Annotated in this window: 19 protein-coding genes; 8 read left to right on the forward strand and 11 right to left on the reverse strand. The window is 47.1% G+C overall.

Annotation, left to right across the window (positions count from 1 at the left end):
* The first annotated feature begins 3 nt into the window (after positions 1–3).
* From modB to DDR33_RS07845, 4 genes are all read left to right on the forward strand, one after another.
* Positions 4–675 (forward strand): molybdate ABC transporter permease subunit, encoded by a 672-nt coding sequence (gene modB / locus DDR33_RS07830; RefSeq protein WP_109415218.1) that lies wholly within the window; start codon positions 4–6, stop codon positions 673–675.
* Entirely contained in the window at positions 672–1,301 is a 630-nt protein-coding gene (locus DDR33_RS07835; RefSeq protein WP_109415219.1) for an ATP-binding cassette domain-containing protein, read from the forward strand. Before modB ends, DDR33_RS07835 begins: the two co-directional genes overlap by 4 nt.
* Positions 1,302–1,350: 49 nt before the next feature.
* Positions 1,351–1,812, forward strand: a complete 462-nt coding sequence (locus DDR33_RS07840) for an SRPBCC domain-containing protein (protein WP_109415220.1) — start codon at positions 1,351–1,353, stop codon at positions 1,810–1,812.
* A gap of 241 nt (positions 1,813–2,053) precedes the next feature.
* Entirely contained in the window at positions 2,054–2,374 is a 321-nt protein-coding gene (locus DDR33_RS07845; protein WP_146198726.1) for a hypothetical protein, read from the forward strand.
* 367 nt (positions 2,375–2,741) lie between these two features.
* Here the strand turns inward: DDR33_RS07845 and DDR33_RS07850 are convergent, their stop codons facing one another.
* The 9 genes from DDR33_RS07850 to DDR33_RS07890 form a co-directional block, all read right to left on the reverse strand.
* Positions 2,742–5,861, reverse strand: coding sequence for a glycoside hydrolase family 2 TIM barrel-domain containing protein (locus DDR33_RS07850; protein WP_109415222.1), 3,120 nt, complete (start codon positions 5,859–5,861; stop codon positions 2,742–2,744).
* Between the two features lie 317 nt (positions 5,862–6,178).
* Positions 6,179–6,739 (reverse strand): biliverdin-producing heme oxygenase, encoded by a 561-nt coding sequence (locus DDR33_RS07855; RefSeq protein WP_109415223.1) that lies wholly within the window; start codon positions 6,737–6,739, stop codon positions 6,179–6,181.
* 30 nt (positions 6,740–6,769) lie between these two features.
* The gene (locus tag DDR33_RS07860; protein WP_158280677.1) at positions 6,770–8,023 is read right to left on the reverse strand and encodes a S41 family peptidase; all 1,254 of its coding nucleotides are present in this window, start codon (positions 8,021–8,023) and stop codon (positions 6,770–6,772) included.
* 4 nt (positions 8,024–8,027) lie between these two features.
* Positions 8,028–8,939, reverse strand: coding sequence for a hypothetical protein (locus tag DDR33_RS07865; protein WP_146198727.1), 912 nt, complete (start codon positions 8,937–8,939; stop codon positions 8,028–8,030).
* Between the two features lie 178 nt (positions 8,940–9,117).
* A complete protein-coding gene (locus DDR33_RS07870) occupies positions 9,118–9,747 on the reverse strand; it encodes a hypothetical protein (protein ID WP_109415226.1) in 630 nt (209 codons plus the stop codon).
* 264 nt (positions 9,748–10,011) lie between these two features.
* On the reverse strand, positions 10,012–10,971 hold the full coding sequence (locus DDR33_RS07875; protein ID WP_109415227.1) for a hypothetical protein: 960 nt from the start codon (positions 10,969–10,971) through the stop codon (positions 10,012–10,014).
* 18 nt (positions 10,972–10,989) lie between these two features.
* On the reverse strand, positions 10,990–11,775 hold the full coding sequence (locus DDR33_RS07880; RefSeq protein WP_109415228.1) for an HmuY family protein: 786 nt from the start codon (positions 11,773–11,775) through the stop codon (positions 10,990–10,992).
* A gap of 18 nt (positions 11,776–11,793) precedes the next feature.
* Positions 11,794–12,567, reverse strand: a complete 774-nt coding sequence (locus tag DDR33_RS07885) for an HmuY family protein (protein WP_238387712.1) — start codon at positions 12,565–12,567, stop codon at positions 11,794–11,796.
* Positions 12,568–12,595: 28 nt separating this feature from the next.
* The gene (locus DDR33_RS07890; protein WP_109415229.1) at positions 12,596–14,947 is read right to left on the reverse strand and encodes a TonB-dependent receptor; all 2,352 of its coding nucleotides are present in this window, start codon (positions 14,945–14,947) and stop codon (positions 12,596–12,598) included.
* A 373-nt stretch (positions 14,948–15,320) separates the two neighbouring features.
* Here DDR33_RS07890 and DDR33_RS07895 point away from each other — a divergent pair, with 373 nt between their 5' ends.
* Genes DDR33_RS07895 through DDR33_RS07905 form a run of 3 tightly spaced genes read left to right on the forward strand, consistent with a single transcriptional unit; the run spans position 15,321 to position 18,103 of the window.
* On the forward strand, positions 15,321–16,166 hold the full coding sequence (locus DDR33_RS07895; protein ID WP_109415304.1) for a heme/hemin ABC transporter substrate-binding protein: 846 nt from the start codon (positions 15,321–15,323) through the stop codon (positions 16,164–16,166).
* A 14-nt stretch (positions 16,167–16,180) separates the two neighbouring features.
* The gene (locus DDR33_RS07900) at positions 16,181–17,221 is read left to right on the forward strand and encodes a FecCD family ABC transporter permease (RefSeq protein WP_109415230.1); all 1,041 of its coding nucleotides are present in this window, start codon (positions 16,181–16,183) and stop codon (positions 17,219–17,221) included.
* A 9-nt stretch (positions 17,222–17,230) separates the two neighbouring features.
* Entirely contained in the window at positions 17,231–18,103 is an 873-nt protein-coding gene (locus DDR33_RS07905) for a heme ABC transporter ATP-binding protein (RefSeq protein ID WP_109415231.1), read from the forward strand.
* On the opposite strand, the gene DDR33_RS07910 is transcribed toward DDR33_RS07905, so the two are convergent.
* Together DDR33_RS07910 and DDR33_RS07915 are read right to left on the reverse strand one after the other, a co-directional pair.
* On the reverse strand, positions 18,060–19,034 hold the full coding sequence (locus DDR33_RS07910) for a helix-turn-helix transcriptional regulator (protein ID WP_109415232.1): 975 nt from the start codon (positions 19,032–19,034) through the stop codon (positions 18,060–18,062). The two genes, DDR33_RS07905 and DDR33_RS07910, sit on opposite strands and share 44 nt — an antisense overlap.
* A gap of 124 nt (positions 19,035–19,158) precedes the next feature.
* Complete coding sequence (locus DDR33_RS07915; RefSeq protein WP_109415233.1) at positions 19,159–21,057, reverse strand: TonB-dependent receptor plug domain-containing protein; 1,899 nt, start codon at positions 21,055–21,057, stop codon at positions 19,159–19,161.
* Positions 21,058–21,171: 114 nt separating this feature from the next.
* Between DDR33_RS07915 and DDR33_RS07920 the strand changes: the two genes are divergently transcribed.
* Positions 21,172–22,656 (forward strand): aminotransferase-like domain-containing protein, encoded by a 1,485-nt coding sequence (locus tag DDR33_RS07920; protein WP_109415234.1) that lies wholly within the window; start codon positions 21,172–21,174, stop codon positions 22,654–22,656.
* The last annotated feature ends 67 nt before the right edge of the window (positions 22,657–22,723 follow it).

A 22,723-nucleotide genomic window follows, 5' to 3' on the forward strand; every position in this document is an offset into this window, starting at 1 on the left:
ACAATGGATTGGCTCCCTATTTTGCTTAGCATGAAACTCGCGGGTATCACTACCCTCATTCTTTTTTTTATCGGCCTTCCGGTTGCCTGGTGGCTTTCTGAAAAGAATTCAGTTTTCAGCGTCATTGTTGAAGCGGTTATTACCATGCCATTGGTGTTACCGCCATCTGTATTGGGTTTTTATTTGCTCCTGGCTTTTAGCCCTCAGCAGTCCTTAGGAAAGTGGCTGCAGGAAACGTTTGATATAAGTCTTGTTTTTTCCTTTAAAGGCTTAGTGATCGCTTCGGTTATTTACAGTCTCCCATTCATGATAAGTCCCCTTAAATCCGCTTTTATGCATTTGCCGAAGTCCATCAGTCAGGCATCTTATACAATGGGGAAATCGAAGTTTCAAACATTATGGTATGTGTTGCTTCCCAACATCAAACCAGCTATGCTGACGGCGGCGGTATTGACCTTTGCTCATACCCTGGGAGAGTTTGGCGTTGTTCTGATGATCGGGGGGAATATTCCGGGAGTTACTAAAGTGGCTTCAATTGCCATTTACGACTCCGTGGAAAGTATGGACTACCAGCTTGCCCATTATTATTCCCTGGTTTTATTTGCCCTTACTTTCATTATCGTGATCACTGTTTTTATATTGAACCGACGTTTAGGAAAAAGTCCCCTGGAATGATTGAAATTAACATCAGAAAACGAATCAGAACGTTTAATGAACTTGACTATATCCAGGTTAAAACATCCTTTATGCCTCGCGCTGTTACTCAGATCACAGGTCCTTCCGGTGCGGGAAAAACTACTCTGCTGAAGGTAATAGCGGGCCTGGTCCATCCCGAAGAAGGTACATTGTCAGTGAACGGAGAAGTGTGGTTTGACAGGGCAAAGGGTATAAATTTCCGTCCCCGGGAAAGAAAAACCGGTATGGTTTTTCAGGATTATGCGCTCTTTCCACATATGACACTCAGGCAGCATTTACTTTACGGAACCCGAGATGAGGAATATATTGAAAGGCTGATAGAGATAGGACAGCTCGGGAAATTTTGTAAACACAAGCCCCGGCATCTTTCTGGCGGACAGCAGCAGCGCCTGGCAATTCTGAGAGCGCTCTCAACTAAACCGAAATTGCTCCTGATGGACGAGCCTTTTTCAGCCCTTAATAGCTCTTTAATAGAGGATATGATGCGTGACCTGAAAACTCTGTTCAACGAGCTGCAGCTCACATGCCTGATTGTAAGTCATCAGCAAAGGATAACAGAAGCGTTTTCTGATTTTACTTTTTCGCTGGATACACCTGGGGAATGAGTGGGTATGGATAATTATTCGTATTCTTACATAACCAATATGATCTATTATGAAACTTATAGCAAGAGCATCCATTCAGATTCAAAAGCCGGTTGACGAAGTATTTGAGGGAATCGTTAATCCGGATAAAATGACCAGGTATTTCATTTCCGAAAGCACCGGGAGGTTGGAAACGGGGCAGGAGCCGGTTTGGAAGTTTCCCGAGTTCTCCGACAAGTTTCCGGTAAAGGAGGTCCGGTCAGAGGTCAATCGGTCTGTTTCATTTGTATGGGATGAGGAAACTGTTGTGAGTATTGTACTGGAAGAACAACCTGACAAAAGCACCGTGGTAAAAGTAACTGAAGATGGGAAACTGTACAATGACGCAAATTTGAAATGGGTAATAGGAAATACAGAAGGCTGGGCAAATTTTCTTGCGTGTATGAAAGCTTACCTGGAATATGGGGTAGAACTCCGGAAAGGAGCCTTTGATTTTTTGAAAGCAGCTGAACCGTCAGATGATAGTAAATGAGAAAGATCGTTTTATATGTTTATCAGGTTGTATAGGTAGCTGAAAACCTTTGTCTGAATCCTGAAGACGGCATAAGCTTAATTAACCGGTGTAAACAGATTCATGTCCGTCGTTACGCAGCTTATTGATAAAAATGGAAAGTCAAAACAGAATATATAATTCTGCAGTGTTTTATAAATTTTTCATTTGTGCCATAATCCTTCAGTGCATATTTAAACGCCTGGCTGATACATTAAGGAGAATGGATATAGAGGCGTTTTTTTCAATAAAAAGATGGTATGTGAACCTGGCTATTACTGCTTTTATTGAAAGTTGGTCCTACCTGTTTGCTCTTGGATTATTTGTTGTGATATTCGACCGCTTAAAGGGTTTTATATTTCTGAAAATTGTTTATCTAATCGCAATAGCCTTCCTTTTTGCCTGGCTTTTTGATTTTAATCGCTGGGTGTTTTCATGGCCGGAAATAACGGAAAAGATACCCGCAGTTCTGTCTTATACACTAACGGGGACTGCTTTGCTGATCTCTTATGAGCTTTCGGTTTTTTCAAGAGCAAAAGTATAAGATGCCTTTTCGGAAATGATTGACAGCGGTTGCCCCGGCAGGCTTCCAACAGAGTTGATTTTACAGGTGGAAAGTACTATACTTGTCAGAAGCCGGTTCAGAGAACTACGCTGACCCTGTCCTGCCCCGCGAGGGACCCGGTCCCGGATGCGGGCACGATGAGAGAACTATGAGAGCACGGTGAGTGCACCTTTTTCCAGCAAAACGTGCACTCACCGTGCTCTCACCCTGCACTCACTGTGCTCTCATCTCCCATAGAGGCCCCACAGAGGGCGAGGCGGGTAGGAAATATCCTGCCAATCGTCTGCGTGTGAACCTTCCTGTGGTCAGTAAACCAGGGTGGAACACTGAAGGCCGGGCAAAGTCTTTATTTACCGGTCAGTCTCATTACGAAGCTATAAGTATATTTTTTATCCAGCAGTCTGTACTGCTCATGTGGTAGGGCGCCCCAGCTGTCATCTCCTCCGATTCCGCGCTGGTTCAGGTCTATATGAAGATAGACATCGTGGCGGGGAGGCAGATCAGTTGGATGCTGCTGCTTTTTGGTTAAGCCCGGATCCAGGTCTTCCACGGAATGGTTGATTGCACTGAAACACAGGGGCTGGATTCCTTCAAACAGCAATCCCTGGCCATTGTCGTCTGTCAGACGTAGCCATCTGACATCTGTCTTGTAGCCGCTTTCCTGTGGCCTGATATAGCCCTTAAAGTATTGGTTTTCTGTTTTATCCTTGTAGACTCCGATAAATGCTGACTGCTTTCTGTCGCTATAGTTTTCCCATGGGCCTCTTCCGTAGTATTCCAGATTGTCAAGTCTTCCCGGGAGTTGCATGCTCATTCCGAAGCGGGGAAGCTCAGGCAGATCTCTGCCTGTCATATCAATGCCCGCAGTCACTTTTATTGCTCCGTCATTCTGAATCAGATACTCAACAGAATAGGGGACTGAGATCGATGATAGTTCGAAATCCATTTTTATGGATACTCCCGACGGCGTTTTTTCACCCACTTTGATCTGCTTCAGTTTCATGTTTTCGTGGGCGGCCCTCCAGATACCTAGTTTCGAAGGCATATTATTTCCGAAATCATTGTCTGTCGGAGCTCTCCAGAAGCTGGGTTCCGGCAAGTTTCTGGTCAGCCTCAGTCCGTCTGATACTGAATACCGGACCAGTTTGCCATTGCTCAGGTCAAACTCCCCGCTTACTTTTCCTGATTCGAAACGGAGGGTCTGGTTGTCCTGTTTTACCAGGAGGTTGCCTCCTTTATCTGTTGGCTGTGAAAAATAGTTTCCGGATATCGAAAACTGTTCCCGTGCAATCTCAAAGCCTGCAGGGACAAGCTGGGTTGCCTTCTTTGTCAGCACATAGAAATCGATAAGAAATTCATCTCCTACTGAGGTTTTTAAAGAGGGTAGCTTAAGACGGACGTCGCCCGATGAATGCGGTGGAACATTAACAGTAAATTCTCCTTCTCTGATAATTGCCCCGTTCTTATTTAGTTTCCATTGGATCTGGTAGTCATTCAGATTTGTGAAGTCAAACTCGTTTTTAATGGTGAATACACCTGCCGAAAGGTCTTTCGCCTTGAAAAGGACATTCTGGTAAACCTTTTTTACTTCATAAAGTCCGGGATCAGGAGTACGATCAGAACTTAGAAGTCCGTCTGCGACCCCATTTTCGTCATTTTGCCAGTAAAATCCTCCGAGGTCGCCGCCATAGGCCCAGAATATTTTGCCGTTATCATCTGTTGTCCTGATGCCCTGATCTACCCAATCCCAGATAAAACCGCCCTGCATATGTTTACTGCTCCGTATGATGTCCCAGTATTCCTGGAAATTACCATTACTGTTGCCCATCGCATGCGAATACTCGCACATAATATAAGGGCGGTCTTTCTTTGCAGAAGCATAGTTTTTCATGGAGCCTATGCGCGGATACATGGGGCATACAATATCGGTGTTTTCATTCTCACCAGCCTGCTCAAACTGTACCAGTCGGGTGTTGTCTCTCTGCTTGATCCATTTATAAGCGTCGTAGAAAACCGGTCCGTTTCCGCATTCATTTCCCAGCGACCATATAATAACGGAGGGATGGTTTTTGTCTCTTTCCACGAGTCTGTGTATCCTGTCAAGGTGAGCTGGAGCCCATAATGGCAGATATGCGGGATGTTTTGACTTGTCGAACCAGCTCTGCCATTCGGCACCCATGCCATGAGTTTCGATGTTTGCCTCATCAACCACGTAAAGGCCATACTGGTCGCAGAGCTTATACCAAAGGGGATCGTTGGGGTAATGGCTTGTTCTGACAGCATTGATGTTGAACTGTTTCATCAATTGAATGTCCCGGATCATTAATTCCTTTGATGGAACATGCCCGTTGACATCGTCGTGTTCATGACGGTTTACCCCTTTTACATATACCGGAACCCCGTTGATCAACAGTTGTGCATCTTTGATCTCTACCTTTCGGAAACCGATCCTCGTGCCGGTTAATCCGAGTACTTTTCCGGCCTTATCTTTAAGTGAAATGATGCACTGGTAAAGGTTCGGATGCTCCGCACTCCACTTTAATGGTGCTTTTACAGATCCGCTGATCGCTATACTGGTTATAGAATCCGATGACAGGTCAAAATTCTTTGTTCCGGAATAAACGCTTTTCCCATCTTTATCCAGTACAGAAATGGAAAGGTTTCCTGCTTTTACTGTGTTTCCGGAAAACTGCCTGAGGTCGACGGAGGCACTGAAGAGTCCGTTCTTATATTCTTTATCAAGATCTGCCTTTATGAAAAAGTCCCATACGCTCAACCTGGGCAGTGAGTAAAGAAAGACGTCTCTCTCAATCCCGCTGAGCCGCCAGAAGTCCTGGTCTTCAAGATAGCTTCCGTCGTGCCAGCGGAACACCTGTACTGCCAGCAAGTTTTTGCCTTTCTTCAGATTCCGGGTGATATTAAATTCGGCGGGTGACTTCGCCGCTTTAGTAAGCCCCACTTTTTGACCATTTACATAGACGAAGGTACAACCGGTGATTGAACCGAACTGGAGGATGACCTCTCTGTCCTGCCAGTTTTCAGGTATTGTAAATTCTTTCCGGTAGGTACCGACCGGATTATTATCCCCGATATACGGCGGTGTGGCCGGATGAGGATAAGTGATATTTGTATAGATTGGTATGCCGAATCCTTTCAACTCCCAGTTTGAAGGTACGGGTAGCTCGCTCCATTGGGAATCGTCGAGGTCTGTCCTGTAAAAGTCTTTGACCCTGCCGGCATGTTTGTCTGTATAGCTGAACTTCCATTTCCCGTTGAGGGACTGGTAATACGGGGAGTGGCTGTAGTCATCTTTTATTACGTCCTGGAGATTTTCAAAGAGCATAAAAGAGGCATGTGGCCGTTCTTTGTTCTGTTCAACAATAGCCGGGTTTTCCCATTCATTTTGCTGAGGAAATGCTTTCAGGCACAGCAGAAGGCAAATACTTGTTAGAAAAAGTCTGTTCATAAATATCTAAGTGTCGGTTAGTATAAATATACTCCTGCAAAAGAAAATCAATCGGGACGTATGCAGGGGGGAGGAATTCATTATTTAAGCGGGGTATAATGGTTTTTGGGGCTTATTACTATAATTTAAGCAGTTCAATATAGGAATTTCAGGGCTTGGTCGGATAATGGAAGGGAGTTAATTGTTAGGTTTTGTCCGGGCAGGCGGAACGGGGTGATACTATGTTTTTCGTTTGGGCATCTTTATAAACGGGCATTAAATAAGGGAGGTAAGCACGATAAAACCTCCCTTATCTGAATTGTCTGTTTGGTAAGAGATCAGGCGGCTTTTACAGTGTCGAATGTATCTGCAAAGCAGCTGAACGTGTCATTTGCGGCCTTAATGGATACTTCTTCATCTTCAGGGGTTTGGGCGGTTTTGTTCATGACTTCCGTGAATAGAGCCCATTTTTCTCCGGTAGCTTCGCCATATCCTGAAAAGAAAGATACGCCTTGTGTAATTCCCATTTTTTCGAGCATCTTCACGATAATACTTCCGCCCATAATGGATCCTTCCATAACGTACAGGGCGCCGAGGGCTTGCAGTGTGTTGCCGATTTGCGGAATAATGGCGGGGGGAAGATCGTTTACATCTGCTCCCAGAGCTTCTATGTCAGCTTTTATAAAGGAAGAATTCCTGCGTTCTTTATAATCAGGAAGCAGTTCTTCCGTGATGAACGGGCGGATCGCGTTCTCCACCCCACTAAAGTAAGCGTAAAAATATTTGAGAAGATCAGCATAGTCCTCATTGCTGTTAATCGTTTTTAAGCGGGTCACGACCCTTTTTTCAAGATCCTGATGTGCTGTCCTGGTGGCTTCTTTGATTGATGTACTTAACATAGTGACTGGTATTGAATAATTTAATTATAGCTATTTTAATTTTAATCTGGTACTGATCATTCCGGCAGCGGACATCTTTACAGACGGAGCTGAAATTTGACTGAATGTTTTAATAACAGCAACCTGTTCTTTTTTGAATGATCTGCTACCTGCTTTTCTATTTATCAAAGCGAGTGTGGCGCTAAGGCATATTTCATCCGGATCACCTGATGCCGGTTCTCTTTCTCCTTTTACATACAGGTCGGGATTCATCCCGCTAAAATAGCCGGACCACCCGGACGCATTTTTTATCAGGAAACCGGAAAACCATACGCTGTACTGATCAATATTAACGCCAAAAAAGCCAACCGGCTTTCCGTACGTCTTTTCGCCTACAATTGTTACCGGCAAATAGGGCTTCATACAACTGATTAACATTTCACTGGCAGAGGCCGTTGCTGTGGAAGTAATGAAATAAAGGTCGGTGATGCTTTCCAGACTTCCTTTTTTACTAAACCTGAAAGTATTTCCTGCTTCTGTGTAGTCCACATCGGCCAGTGTGGCATATCTTCCCTTGTAGATAACGGGTTTCCCGTTTTCATCGAGGTAAGGCTGATGTTTGAGAATTGCCGCTTTCCCGTTTTGCATCTGTGAATTGAATTCTTCTGCGAACATGATCTTTCCGTCTAAAGAAGGCGGTGCGAGCAGGTTGGCAATGTATTCGGCGGCTTCAATAAAACCTCCGGAATTGTTTCTTAAATCAATGATCATATCATGCGGAGATGCCTGTGCGAACCGGGAAAAGATTGCATCGAGTTCCGCTTTACAACTGCTAAGCCTGGGAAAAGATCCGAAGGCGAGATATGCAATTTTATTTTCTCCTGCCCGGATAAGAGAGGCATGGAAGGCCGCCTGGTCTATATTCATACCGGCAACGCTGTTCCCGGGTGCCAGAGTCCCCTTCTCCAGATAAGAATATTTGGGGATACCCGCTGAATACGGGGTTTCGTATGGGTGGCCGGTAGCCGGATCGGTTGGCAACTGTGAAATATCAAAGAGTTCGGTTTTGAAAGCCTCGAGTTCATTTGCAAAGGTCCCATATCTGTTACGCGGGTTAAAAACGTCATAGGAAGGAAGCGCATGATTCCACAGATAGATCTGCCTGGCATAAAGAAAAATTGAATCGAGGGTGAGCTCGGTTCGGCTTCCGCTACTTTCATCTTTTTTGCAGGATGCGTACAATAAGACCAGCAGCAGAATGCTGAAGGCAAGTTTTGCTGTACAGTTTTTGTCCCGCAGTTTCATTTTATTATTCTGTGATGGTGGTTGGGGCGCTGCTGTTTTGTTGCCACATATACATAAATATGCCGCCAGGTGATGCGTCATCTTCCTCTGTGTATAGCGTAACAGAGGCGATGTTGCCAGCTGGAATATCTGCGGGGACACGGAATTTGAGGGATGTTTGATCCTGACTTGTTACCGGGGCAGAATATATTCCATTTGAAGGGTCGCCGGTGATCATAATGTCTGCGCGGATAAATTTTCCATAGAAGTATTTGCCGGCGGCCGCAGGCATTGAATATGTGAAACTTATTTCTGCTCCTTTCTTTATTGTTTGCCCTGCTTCGTTGAGTGAATAGGTGTCGTCTATATCTAAAACAAGGGGCTTCCCTATATGGTATGGACCCTTCACGGTAGTATTTCTGCCGCTTACCACTTTTACCTGATAATAGCCCGTGTCAAGCCTGCCGTCGAGGGGAATCTTTACCAGGATCCTGTTTGACCACAATTTGTCTGCATCCTTCAGGCTGACAGGAATATCGGTATTGGCGCTGTTAACCATATACAGCCTTGTCTGGGTTGTGTCGGGAATGAAGTATTGCCCGGAGAGGTTGATCGTACTTCCAAGGGTGAGAAAATCCGATCCTACGATTTCAAAAACCGGGGCCGGCTGGTTTATGGCCGTTTTCAGCTGATAGGTCTTTGTGCTTCCATCCTGCGCCGTTACGGTATAAACGGTGTTTTCATCAAAGGGTACCTCTGCTCCTGAAGCGGGGTTAATCTTAGCTCCTTCTGATATACTAATCACCGGCTTGATATGTCCGGGAACAGGTTGGAAGGGCGGCCAGTACAGAATAATGGAGTTCCCGGTTACCGATGCTTTCAGTTCGTTGCCTTCGGTATCGGTAATGATGAACTGTTCGATATTATTATATGGCATGCTGACATATTCTTTGCGGCAGGAGAGCAGGAACATGCCTGATATAAGCAGTGATAAAAAGCAGAATTGATGGGGCGTATATTTTAACATTTTTGAATGATTTACTGTATTCTATTAATCAGGGACAGGCTATTAAGCCTGTCCCTGCCGGGGCTGAATGGATACCGTGAGATTTTAATTAAAGAACCTGACCACGGTTAAACCAGTAGACTCCCCTGTTATTAACAGCTACGCCCTGGCCTTCCGCGTCTGTAAACTGAACGGCATAGGTTACGCCGGTTGAATTGTTCCTCACGAAAATGATGAGGTTTTCAACAACTGCGATATCTCCTTCAGGCTGGTAGGTATACCATCCGGTGGCATTCAGATCTGCATTTGCAGGATCGGTAGTTGAACTTTCTCCAAGAGACGTTACGGGAACAGCATTTGTATAGTCACTCAGGCTAATGGATGACAATGCTGTAGTTGTATTCAAATATCTCAGGCTATATCCCGTGGCGGGATTTATAACCGAGTTATTATAGCTGTTGAAAAACAAGTGGTGGGTGAAACCACTTGAGGAAGCCGACTGAGCACCGGTAACCAGGTTGGCATATACGGTTCCGTAGGTTGCCGGCCCTCCTGTTGGCGGAATTGGATTGCCCCAGTTGCCTACTAATGTATCAGCCGCAGGCGATACGGTCGCTTTTGCATTCTTTAAACTTAACGGAGAGCTTGTATCGTTTTCCTTTTTGCAGGAAGCCAGGACAAAAGATAAAGCGATCACCGCAAAGGTTATTCTTGCAAAGTTTCTGATGGTATTTTTCATAATGGACTTATTTTAATGTTGTTATTAAATTGAAGGTTGATATTCCGATTGCGTTTCTGAGCGTGATGAATGAGCGCGGGCATTGTCCGTCCGGTTATGGCGCCTTATACCGGCGGATGCTTTTATTCATTCAACCTGAGGTCGTTTTTACCCGGGCCAACGCAGCGGTCATGTAAAGACCAGCCCGGGCAAACTATTCAGCCCCGTGATAATAAACCTCATTTGTCTTAATATTCCATAGGCGATCTTTAATGTTTCTGTGAACTATCTGGCTGTAACGGTCAGGCTCATCCTGCGGGTGCTTGCTGCCCAGTTACCGAACTGAAATACAAAAGGTGAGCTGCTGAAAGATCCTGCGGGGAAGTTCTCCGGGATCTTTACTGTTATCTGCAGCCTGTCAAAATTATCTACCGGCAGATCGTAAGTGGTTCCCTGGACGGTGACCCTGACAGATTTAAGGTCTACAAACACATAACCCGGGGAGGGAGCGAAGCTGATTGTTCCGCCCTGGACACCGGTCTTGCCCTGCAACGCTACCTGGGGAGATTTGTAAACGATATGTACTGGTTTTTCCAGCGTTACCTGGTGCCCGAGGAAGCTGATCTTTACATCGTAATACCCGCTGTCGATGCTAGCAGGCAAGGTGCCCGCGGATAATATGTAGCTGTCTTCCGTGGTATTATTCGGATTGATATTAGCGGTGCTGAGATCGGTCTTAAATACCTGGCCCGACTTTTTGCTTACCAGGGTGGCGTCGAGACTTGCAATACTGGTGCTCTGAAGATTGCCGCGCAGTCCTCCAAGAGATGCGTTGGGAGAGGCTTCCGGGTTGCCGGTAGCCCAGTACAAATTGAGAGAAGGGGGATTCTGCTGTACAATTTCAAGTGAATAGACCCGCATGCTGCCATCTGTTCCGGTAACGGTATATGTATGATCTTTCTCTGAAACGGCAACCGGCGCTGTTTCTCCACTCAATAATGCTCCCTGATCAAGGATAATTTCGGGCTGGATCACATCCAATGCATAATAATAGGGAATGTAGACAGTGATGGTATTCTCTATATTGTCTATCGCTCCGTAAATAACAGTATCCCGGAGGTTGATCACTTTATATGTACTGATCCTGTTTTGGGGAATGGGGGCATAATCTACTGTTTTTTTGCAGGCTGAAAATATAAAGGCGGCTATCAGAGATATGAAGAAGAGGGTATATTTCGTTTTCATTGATTTAAATGAGAGAAGTTATTTTAATTCAAATTTTGTGCTTCCTGCCGGCACGATCACATATTCGAAGGTGAAATACATGTGGGGTGTATTCCTGAGCATCTTTTCCGGTGTATAGGAATCTTTATAGCAGCTGATCATTTTGATCTTCGCATAATTGCCTTTAGCTGTGCGCAGTACAACAGTGCGTATGGGGGCAGGTTGCCCATTGGCTTTAGTGAGGGCATTTCCCAATGCATATGCCACGTGCTGTTTGTCGAAGCTGCCGTCGCCCATGACCATGCCTCCGAAATCATAAAGATACCAGCCAGTGCCCTCCCCGAAAGCGCCGGAATCATCTGTTCCAATCAGGCCCTTCGCTGTTTTGAATTCTGAATCAGCCGGAATACTGATCACTTCGTCAAAGGGCTTATCCAGGATCATAATTCCGCCTTTGCCAGGCCCTCCGCTACCGTAGTTTGAGCTGTTGCTACCATTGTTGCTGCCCATAAAGCTATTATAGAGGCCACTTAGAGAAAGGTCCCATAGGTTGGTCCTGGCGTAAGAAAGAGGCTGTTCTTTTTTGAATTCAAGGCTAAAGAGCACTTCCGTTTTTTCGGCGGTAGGGTTCTCATCATCTGTTTCCACTGCGAGATTTTCCACCCGCTGGAGTTTGTAAAATGGGACGGCAGTTCCTGTTCCTTCCTGCTCTTCCGCCTCTGCTCCGTCACCTTTAGAGCAGGCGGAGAAAATGAGAATGACAGCTGCAAGCAGTATTGGGATTGTTTGAAGGAGAGAGCTTTTTAGTCGTTTGGTCCGGTTCATCTTTGCTGATATTTGTAATTATTGTTTGTTCGTATCCAGATTCCTGCTTCCGTCCTGTTGTACATAATATCTGAATGTCAGGTAGGGGGCAGGCCAGTAGAGGTCGGTTACAGCCGGCGGGTTTCCCTTGTACACATTCAGGAGTTCGAGCTTGGCATATTTTCCATCGGGAAGCTTTAGTACATAAGTCCTGTTTTTCAATGGTATGGCCAGGTGGGAGTTGAGACTATAGGTGAACCAGCCGGAAGAGTTGTCTCCGGAAGACCAGCCAATCTTCATAATGTCGCTGGCTTCAAATTCGGAGTCAGCCGGAGCGCCGGTTACTTCATTATAGGGCTTGTCGTATTTTACTACACCCGTGTTGCGGGCAGGTCCCTGATACCCGGGATTATATGGGTTTTCAGCGTTGTTCAGATATATTTCACTGTTGTACGGCCCTGTAAAGGCAATATCCCAGTCCCCGGTTTTTAAATACTGTGAGGAGTCGGAACCCGAGCGGATCCAGATCTGTTTCTTATCCCTGAAGCGGAAGAGGAAGGTATGGAAAGGCCTTTTTTCTTTTCCGTCTACTCCGGCAGACATAGAAGCATTAGTATCACCGGCCAGGTCGTATATCACTGTGCTTTTTCCGTCTTCCAGTAAAGGCTGGACGTCGTCTTTGCTGCATGAGATCATGGCGGTCAGCAACAGGGGCAACAACAATCGTCTGCTGTGATGTGTTCTTATGCTCTGCCGGGTGTTGTTACTTCCTGTGTTCATTATCTTCATGTTCTTATTATATGGATATACCATTTGTCTGTATTTAATGCCGGTTGTTCTGTTACTTATAAAACCGGTAGGTTAATCCGCCAAGGATCACCCTGCCTGGTTGTCCGGGCATCAGTTGAGCGGTGTAGTCAAAGAGGTTATCTCCTGTAAGCTGTATGCTGAGGCGCTGATGAAGCAGTTTTTTCTCTGCTGAGGCATTGACAAGAAAGTATCCGTCGACAAATGTGTCGTAACGGTCGATGTAGTAATTGCCATTTGCGTCGCCGAAGGGATACTTTCCGCGGTAGTTTACCCGGAAAGAGAGGCCGAGGCCTGGTTTCCTGAAGTTGTAAAAGATCCTCAGGTTCCCCATATGCACGGAGCGGTTTTCAATTCCCCAGTAGTCAGAGGCTCTGGAAACTGTAGTCTGGCCTGTGGTGTTATTTCGTAGACTGTTGTAAGGCCAGCTGCCATTTCGGATACTATCCTCTACGCTAAGGTCTTTAGCTCTCAGGTACTGATAGCCGAGTGAGATTTCAATGTCTTTTGAAGCCCGGAGAGACAAGGATGCGTCTGCGCCCTTGTTTACTACAACCGGAAGATTAATATAGGAATAGATCCATCTTCCTCCCGTTGCCGTTGCTACCTGGAAACTGTTGATCTGGTTACTGATCCGGTGCCTGTAGGCACTCACTTCTATCTTTATTGATTTCAATGGTTCCATAACTGCTGTCAGGTTGAGCGTCTTGCTCCGCTCCGGCTGCAGTCCCCCCCGCAGTTTATTCAAGGTGTAATTACGAAGTTCGCTGATCTCTCCGGCTGCCTGCATTTCATTCAGAACCTGCCTGGCTACATCTGCGCCCAGTACGGTATAGCCCACGAGGGCGTTTGTGAACATCTGGTATCTCTGTTTAAAGTCAGGTGTTTTAAACCCTGAACCCAGGGCTCCCTTTAGGGTCAGCCAGTGTAAAGGAGAATAACTTAACCCGATGCCTGGGTTTAGTCTGCCACCATAATTACTGTGCTGGTCGTACCGTGCGCCCCCCGTGATGCTGACAGCCTGAAAAGCTTTCCAGTCGCCCTGAAGATATATGAAGCCATTTTTCATGGCCTCGGTATCGCCAAAACGATGGTTGGTCATCTGCTCAACGGCAAAGCCGGCTCCTCCCGTGAGGTTGAGGTTATAGACCTTGTTATACGCAAATTGTTGTTCTGCACGGTGTACAGTCTGACGGAAAGTATTGGGGTCTGCGGTGCCGCCGTTTGGATATAGGATTTCCGATTTCCACCGGTAATGGGTGAGATAATAACGGCTCAGAGCCTGTAATCCGCTTTCATAGATGCTGTTCAACGAAACTGATGCATTGACGTCGGCCTCATCCATGTGATCTTCATAGGTATTTGTGCCATAAGCTCTTGTCATCTGCGACTTGCGTAAGGCATACCTGCCGGTTGCACCCAGGGTACTTGCCTTGTTTACCCTGTACTTGACTCTGCCCTGCAGGGTGTAATTGTCATAGGGCGGGAGAGTAGTGCCGCTTGTCTGATAACGGGTATTGACGTTAAATCCATCTGTCCTGTAATAATTCGCCCCAATATTAAAGGTGCCATTGCCCGAAGAGAAGGGACTTTCAGCTTCGAGGGTGGCATCTGTCATGTTAAGGGAACCATAGCGCAATGATGCCAGTCCCTGCGGGGTATTAACGCCATGGCGGGTTATGATATTAATTGCCCCTCCCATGGCTTCGCTTCCGAAAAGGCAGGATGCTGCACCTTTGATGATCTCTATCCGTTCAATATTGGTAACGCTGATCCTCGAAAGGTCCAGGCTGCCTGAATTTCTGCCGATCATGGGTTGTCCGTCTATCAGGATCATGATATATTCTGAAGAAAATCCCTGGACCTGTACGCCTGCCGAACGGTTGCCCCCGGCAAGGTCATTTACAATGGCAATACCTGTTTGTTCTTTTAATATTTCGTCGAGCCTGCGGCTCCCCATTAGTTCGATTGTACGGCGGCTGATAACGGTAACCGGCATGGCGCTGAATTCAGCCCTGATCAGGTTGTCGGGATTGCTTTTGGAACCTGTAATACTTACTTCGTTCAGTTCGCTGCTGCCTGCGGGCAGCCGTACGTTCAGGGTCGCGGCTGAGCCGGCATTGACTGTGGTTTTGCCAATCCAGGTCTTATATCCGATGGAACTGATCTCTATGTTGTAGACACCTGCAAACAGGTCTTTCACAAGGAAATTTCCATCTTTGTCGCATTGCACCCGTATATGGTCGGGTTCGAGCAATACAGTTGCCCCGGCAAGCGGATGGCCGCTTTCGTTTTCGATGTGCCCCCGGAGGCTGCCCCTGCTTTGGGCCGCCGCACATACCGGTAATGTCAGCATGAACATTGACAGCATAATAATTTCTCTCATTAAGTATTCGGTACGGTAAAAATGTATTGTGTTATTTTTAATGATTCTAAATAACAGCAGCAAATCTTGAAATTGTTTTCGGGAAAGGCTGTATTAAATCCAAAGTATTTTGTATGAAATCCGAAGTATTTTGTATGAATTACGTGAATAAAAACACGGGTAATAATCTGTTGTAATGCTGTGATAAGAATTTTCTCATTTTTAAATTGTTGATTTTTAATGTTTTGTGTAAGTGTCAGGATCGGTGCCGGACCTTCGGTTTTCTTTTCTCAAAAAACATACAGAGATACCTGCTTTTTTGTAATTAGTCTTAATAACTACTTCTTTTGTGCCGTCCTCCTTTATTAAAAGAGGATTTACTGATACTTATTTCATGAAGGTTTTCTTTTTTGCTGTATTCATTATATGGGGAAGCTCGTCTGTAAAGGCAGCAATGCCTCCTGAAAGGATTATTACACTAAGCGGAGCGCTGACGGAAACTGTTGATGCTCTTGGTTTAGGAAAGAATATTGTGGGTACCGATGTTACGAGCACATACCCTGCGTCTTTGAGCAGGGTGCCGAAGGTGAGCCGCAACCGCTCTGTTTCGGCAGAAGGCTTAATGGCGTTTCGGCCCGGCCTGGTTCTGGCTCCTGAAGGAGATGTGCCGAAAGAGATACAATATCAGCTGAAGGAAGCCGGGATCCGGTTTGTCAGTATCAGGCAGGAATACTCGGTAAACGGGGCACTTAACTTTATCCGAAAAGTAGCTGCAGCCTGCGGGGTTCAGGCAAGGGGAGAGACCCTGGCAAAACAAACCTTTGTCAGGGTTCAGGCAGCTCTTAGCAAGGTAAAGAGCAACCCGGTTACCAAAGGCAGGGTATTGTTTATTTATGCAAGGGGCAGCGGTACGATGCTTGTCGCCGGGAAGGGGAGCAGCCTGGACGCGATTATCAGGCTCGCCGGTGCCCGCAATGCTATTCAGGAATTTACCGATTTCAAACCTTACACAACTGAGGCCCTGGTAAAGGCAAACCCGGATGCGATTTTGATGTTCGACTTTGGCCTGAGCAGCCTGGGGGGCCGTCAGGCTGTCCTGGCGATGCCTGGCGTGTCTCTTACAAATGCCGGTAAAAGCAGCCGGGTGATCGATATGGATGGTTCGTTGCTGACCAGTTTCAGTACCCGTCTTCCGGATGCAATTGCCGGATTGAATGAAAGGCTTACAGCAAGCAGGTGAACCGGTAAATAATAATGAAGAAAACGTTTATTTATTCAAGCCTCATGGGGGCGCTTTTTATAGCTCTTGCTTCCTCGCTCGCTATGGGGGCAATGCAGGTGCCGTTGAGAGATGTATTGATTATACTGGCAAAATACGGGGGACTAATGAAAAACATTGCGGTGGATCCTTCATACGAGGGGGTGATTCATATAGTCAGGTTGCCGCGAGTCTTACTCGGCGTGCTGGTAGGGGCGGCTCTTGGGGTTTCGGGGGCGGCTATTCAGGGAATCTTCAGGAATCCGCTTGCAGAACCCGGACTGATCGGTATCTCCGCAGGTGCGTCACTTTTTGCTGTTGCGATCATTGCCCTTGAAGTGTCGCTTCTGTCCGTGCTGAGCAACGTTCTGGGATATTATTTGCTCGCGATCGGTGCATTCACGGGAGCCGGTATAGCGGCATTAACCGTTTATCAGCTTTCGAGAACTGAAGGCAGGCCGAACGTGGCCACTATGCTGCTTGCAGGTATTGCAATCAACGCGCTGGCGGGAGCTCTGACGGGGCTTATTACCTATATGGCGGAGGAGCAGCAGCTCCGCTCGATCACTTTCTGGATGCTGGGAAGCCTGGGAGGCGCTACATGGCAGTCAGTAGGCTGTATTGCACCGTTCGTTCTGATCCCTGTCTTCATATTGCCGCTTCTGGGTAAGAGCCTCAATGCTTTTGCACTTGGCGAAACGCAGGCCGATTTGCTGGGACTCCGCACGGACAGGGTAAAGCTCCAGGTCGTTCTGCTGGCTACCATGGCCGTTGGCGCATCTGTTGCAGTATCGGGCATTATCGGGTTTGTAGGCTTACTCGTGCCGCACACGATACGGCTTATCGGCGGGGTGGATAATAAGTATGTTTTACCTGCTTCCGCTCTGCTGGGCGCACTTATCATGACCGTTGCCGACCTGATCGCGAGAACCCTGGCGGCACCTGTAGAGCTTCCTATCGGGGTAATTACAGCCTTGCTGGGCACCCCAATGTTCCTGTATATCCTGGTGAGAGATAAGAAAAAGGTGTTATATTAAAATCTCAATATGCTTACACTTCATTCAGTCGGTTATAGTATCCAGAACAGGGCGCTGCTTAAGGACATCAGTTTTCATCTGGGACAGGGTGAAATGATGGCTGTACTTGGCGCCAACGGAGCCGGGAAATCTACCCTTCTCCGGTTGTTAAGTGCCGAACGCAGCCCTTCCCGCGGTGTGATCCATTTTCGCCGGAAAGATCTCGCGGCTTACAGTCACCGCGAACTCGCATCCCTTCGTGCGGTCCTGAGCCAGCAAAACGCTCTGAGTATGCCCTTCCAGGTAGAAGAGGTGGTGATGATGGGACGCTATCCGCACTTCAGCCACCGTCCGGGCAGAAAAGACGCAGTAGCTGTTGCAGAAACAATGGAAGTCTGCGGTCTTAGTCACCTGGCCGACCGGAATGTTCTCACGCTGTCGGGCGGTGAGCAGCAACGTGTCCAGTTTGCGAGAGCGCTGGCGCAGATATGGGACCGGCCGCAATCCCTCATTCTGATGGATGAGCCGGTGGCAGCACTGGATCCCGAATACCAGCAGCAGCTGCTCGCTATTACAAAAGCACTTTGCAGTCACGGGTTCACTTCTGTGGCGGTTTTACATGAGATCAACCTGGCGGCACAGTATGCCGACCGGATCCTGATGCTTAAAAACGGGAGAAAATGGCACGACGGTACTCCTGCTGAGGTATTAACCCCTTCGCATATTTATACCGTGTTTAATGCCGAGACAGAGGTGTTTATCAACCCCAAGACCCTGCGTCCGTATGTGATGCAAAAAGAAGTTAAACTAGATGCCTCCCGGTTTAATTCCCTGCTTCCACTGAAGCCGGCTGCATCTCTTACATTTTCAGATCGCTCGGAGCAATACCAAAATATTTCTTGAAAGCTACACTGAAATTCTGCTGGTGATTGTATCCGGTCAGCTGCGCCACTTCAAAAATACTTTTACGTTCGTCGAGCAATAAATTGCGGGCTTTTTCCATCCTGACGCGGGTGAGGTAATCGTGAATAGTGACCGAAAAGTAATCCTTAAAGAGCTGTCTCAGCTTGAACTCGTTCATGGTCACTTCAGCTGCCAGTTCTTTTTGCGTAGGCGCTTCGGCATAATGTTCATCCAGTATGTTCCGTGCTTTCAGCAGCTTGTTGACATCCTCTTTAGGGTACAATTGTTCCTTTTTATCCTTACTATCCTGTAATTGCTCAAACTGGTATAAAAGCAGTTCTGAAATCTTCGACTCCGTATGGATTCTCCTGGCTTCACCGCTTCTGCGGGTATCTTTGAGGTCGCTGATCACCCGTTGCATTTCATAGGTGACGACCATATCATCCTTAGCAAAAGAAGTATACCGGCCTTCCATAATGGCCTGTACAAAATGTTCGTGTAAACTCGACGCGGGGTCTATCAGTTTGAAATAGAATTCTTTTGAGAGTACCATCAGGAAATAAGAGTATTCCAGTCCCGCCTGTAATTCATATTCCTCTGCTGAAGAAGGAATATACCGGACATTGTGCCTGCTGCGTCCGGGGCCCGGGTCTTTCTGTTTGCTTCCGGAAATCTTCCGGTAAAAAACGAACTGACTGGTAATGGTTTCTCCTTTTACCTCTGTATGGATCTTTACCGGCCGGTCGAAACTCATATCCGAATGCAGCAGAAACATTCCCCCGGTGGAGATCTGGTAGCTTTCCATTTTTACGGGAGTACGCTGCAAACCTGTCCGTTTTTCACTTATGGGACTGTTAGGGGCGCACTTATCAGGGACGTCTTCTATAAACAACCACTCGGGGAGTCCCACTATTTTGCTCTTTATGATCATGGCACACGCATCAAAGGACTTAAGTTCAGCTCAAATATAATATTATTTATAATCTTTCTAAATAATATTGTGATTGATTTGTGTTTCCTGATGCGCTGCCTGAAGGAAGGTTTTATTTAGCCTTTCAGATCTTAGCCCATGTCCATTTCACTCCGAAGGTGTACCATCTGCCCGGCATTGGAGATGCGCCGGCCTCCACGTATTCCTTGTTGGTTAAATTCGTGGCGTCAATATAGACTGTAAATGCTCCCGGAGTAACGGAAAGCCTGTTATCGATGAGCAGGTACCCTTTAGCAGCTGAGTTAATCCGTTCTGCGTACCGAAGGCCCAGGCTCATATTTAAGAGGTTGCGGTAGTTAAGGATGATGTTGCCGGTTATCTGGTGGCGCAGGCTGTTGATGGCATAATTGGAAATCAGGCCAGCAGCATTTTTGACGGATACCTCCGGCGATAGCCATGTATAGGAGGCCCGGGTGATCACTCCCCATTTCTGGCTGCTGTTAATTTCAGTAAAGCGATAATCTGCATTTAGCGAAAGTCCCCGGGTGTTAATCATTGTCGAGTTCATCGGCTGCCACGGATCTTCTATCCTGTATTTGATCCAGTCGATAAAGTTGCTGGTATGCCGGTAGAAGCCACTCAAAGATGCATTCAGACGCGATGATGACCATTTCACTCCGGCTTCTGACGACACCGAGTGTTCGGGCCGGAGTTCGCTGTTTCCGATATTCGTGGGGCCGGTATAATAAAGGTCGGTAAACGTGGGAAGCCGCTGGCCTGTCCCGACATTGGCAAATAACCTGACCTGATCCACAACCTGCCAGCCAGCGTCTATTCCTGGGAAGATTTCCCACCCGTAATCAGAATTGTAATTAAGATAGGCGCCGGCATTGACCAGTACCGAAGGAATGGCAGTAAAGCTGTATTCTGCTGAGATCCCCGCGTTGTTTCGTTTGCGGTCTCCAAGGTTATTGCTGTTGATCTGTTCACTGCGAAATTCAAATCCGGCGCCGATGGTTCCCAGCGAGGTATGGAACGTGTTGTTTAGTTCAGCGCCGGTCACGTCCGTTTTATGAATATTATGGAAAGCGTCGGGGTTTTGCCTGACGAAGATATAATCATCCTTATTGTGCCGGAAGCTCAGACGAGGTTTCATCACCCAACCTTCCGTCACCTGCCAGGTGCTGCTGACACCGCCGGTGAAAGTTGTGACGGCCTCTTTCGATTCCTTGTCTTTGGGGGCGGCGTAGAAGAAGCTGGCCCCGAAGTCGTTATTGATGAAGCCCGCCATGACATCGATCGTATTTCGGTCTGAAACTTTAAAAGAGCTTTGATAATAGGCCTTTGTGTTATTGAATGATGTATTATAACGATAGCCGGAGGCGGCGTCATTTGAAAAGGCGAGCATGTGTTTTGATGCCTTACCCGCCAAAGTGCCTCCGATCCGTATGCCATTTCCACCGTAGGGTGCCTGATTGGAAGTGTCTCTTTTAAAATTGCTTCCGGTATATGCGTTCGCGTAAAATTCTGTTTGATCAGGTTTTCTTGTGACAATGTTAATGGCTCCGTTCAGAGCGTTCAGCCCGAAGATTCTGGCTGCTGCCCCTTTCAGGATTTCTATACGCTCGATTTCATCGACCGACACCGGCAGGTTCATGGTGAGGTGCCCGGTCTGGGGATCATTTACTTTTACACCGTTCAGCAGAACCAGTGTCTGATCGAAAGTGCCGCCATCTATCCCGATATCTGTCTGAACGCCCCAGGGGCCTCTTTGCCTCACATCCAATCCGGCTACATAGGTTAATAATTCATTCAGTGATTTTACAGGCATCGTATTAATGACAGCCCGGTCGAGCACCTGGATGTTGCGGTTCTGCTTTTTAAAAGGGATTTGGATCCGGCTCTCGCTCACCACGATTTCATTTAATGTCTGACCGTTTTCCTGGGCTATTGAAAGAATCGGAAACAGAAGGACGGATAGTAACCATAAAGGCATGTAATAAGCCTGGTATAAACTTTTCATGCCGCAAATGTAGAGTCTGCAACTTTTGCTACAGGCTGCCGGATTTTACTTTTGTGATAGTCCGGTTTGGGAAAATTAGCCATTTTTTATATTTTTCCGGACTATATAAATTTAATGGGTAGTCCGGATAGGGTTCTTTTCGCGGGTTTAGTCTCCATCGACAGAGACAGTAGTATTGCGGTGTATTTGCAGATTGCGAGGCAGATTGCAGGGGCGGTAAAGCAGGGTATCCTGCAGCCCGGCTTACGTTTGCCTGGTTCCAGGACATTATCGCTGGAGCTGAACGTTCACCGAAAGACGGTTGTAGCGGCATACGATGAGCTGGAGTCGCAGGGATGGATTGAAATGAAACCCAATAAGGGCGCCTATATTCATTCCGAACCGCCGTCGGCAAGCTCCGTGACAGCCGGATCTTCCGGTCGTCGCGCTGAATTTGCTTCCCAGACGGGTTATACTTTCAGGCGGAGTATCCTGCTGGATAAGCCGCAGGAGCCTAATCCGGGCTGGCTGACATTTTCCGATGGTATGCCGGACATACGGCTTGCGCCTACCAGCAGGCTTGCACATACCTTCAGCGGGATTATGAAACGGAAGAACAACCGGAAATATCTTGGCTATTCCGGTGTTGAGGGGAATGTTTTTTACCGCGAGACCCTGGCAGATTACCTGAATAACACGAGGGGCCTCCATATTACGAAAGATAACATACTCACAACGCGCGGTACCCAGATGGCGATTTTCCTCACGTCAAGCCTGCTTCTTGCTCCTGGTGACCTCGTCATTGTTGGCAAACTTGGGTATTATGAGGCCAACATGATCTTTCAGCATTTTGGTGCTTCGCTTATGCAGGTCCCTGTCGACAAGGACGGGATCTCCGCAGATGCTGTCGCGGAGCTCTGCCAGGCAAACCGCATCCGGATGATCTATCTTACGCCAAGTCATCATTATCCAACGACCGTTACGCTAAGTCAGCGAAGGCGAAATGAACTTCTGGAGCTCTCTGCAAAGTATGGATTTATAATCCTGGAGGACGATTACGATCACGATTTTCATTATAATCCAGGGCTCCCCTTACCGCTCGCCAGTTCCGACCAGCAGGGAATGACCATTTACACCGGTTCATTTTGCAAGGCCCTGGCGCCCGGATTGCGGATGGGCTACCTGGTTGCGCCTCTTAACCTGATAGATGAACTGGGGAGGTTAAGGCAGATCGTGGACCGCCAGGGAGACGTAACCATGGAACAGGCGATAGCAGAAATGCTGGCCGAAGGAGAGATCCTGCGGCAGTTAAAAAAGAATCAGAAAATATACAGGGAACGGCGGGATGCTTTTTGTTCTTTATTGCAGAACGAACTGAAAGGTGATGTGGATTTTATTACACCTCCCGGAGGGTTGTCTGTGTGGACGGAATGGGACAGGAGAATGAACCTCATGCGGATCAGTAAGCAATGTACGAAATATGGCTTGCTTCTTCCGCCGATGCTTCTTTATCAGAACGAATCAGTAACTGCCATGAAGCTGGGCTTTGCCGATCTTAACGACACGGAGATGCAGGAAGCTGTCGGGATACTTTCGCGCGTGGTACGGGAATCAGCTTAATTATCACGATCTTTTTGTTTTGTTGATGAAAATATTTATCATAGCGTTCCAAAAGAACCAATTGATA

The sequence above is a fragment of the Pararcticibacter amylolyticus genome, assembly GCF_003130405.1.
Taxonomy (GTDB): domain Bacteria; phylum Bacteroidota; class Bacteroidia; order Sphingobacteriales; family Sphingobacteriaceae; genus Arcticibacter; species Arcticibacter amylolyticus.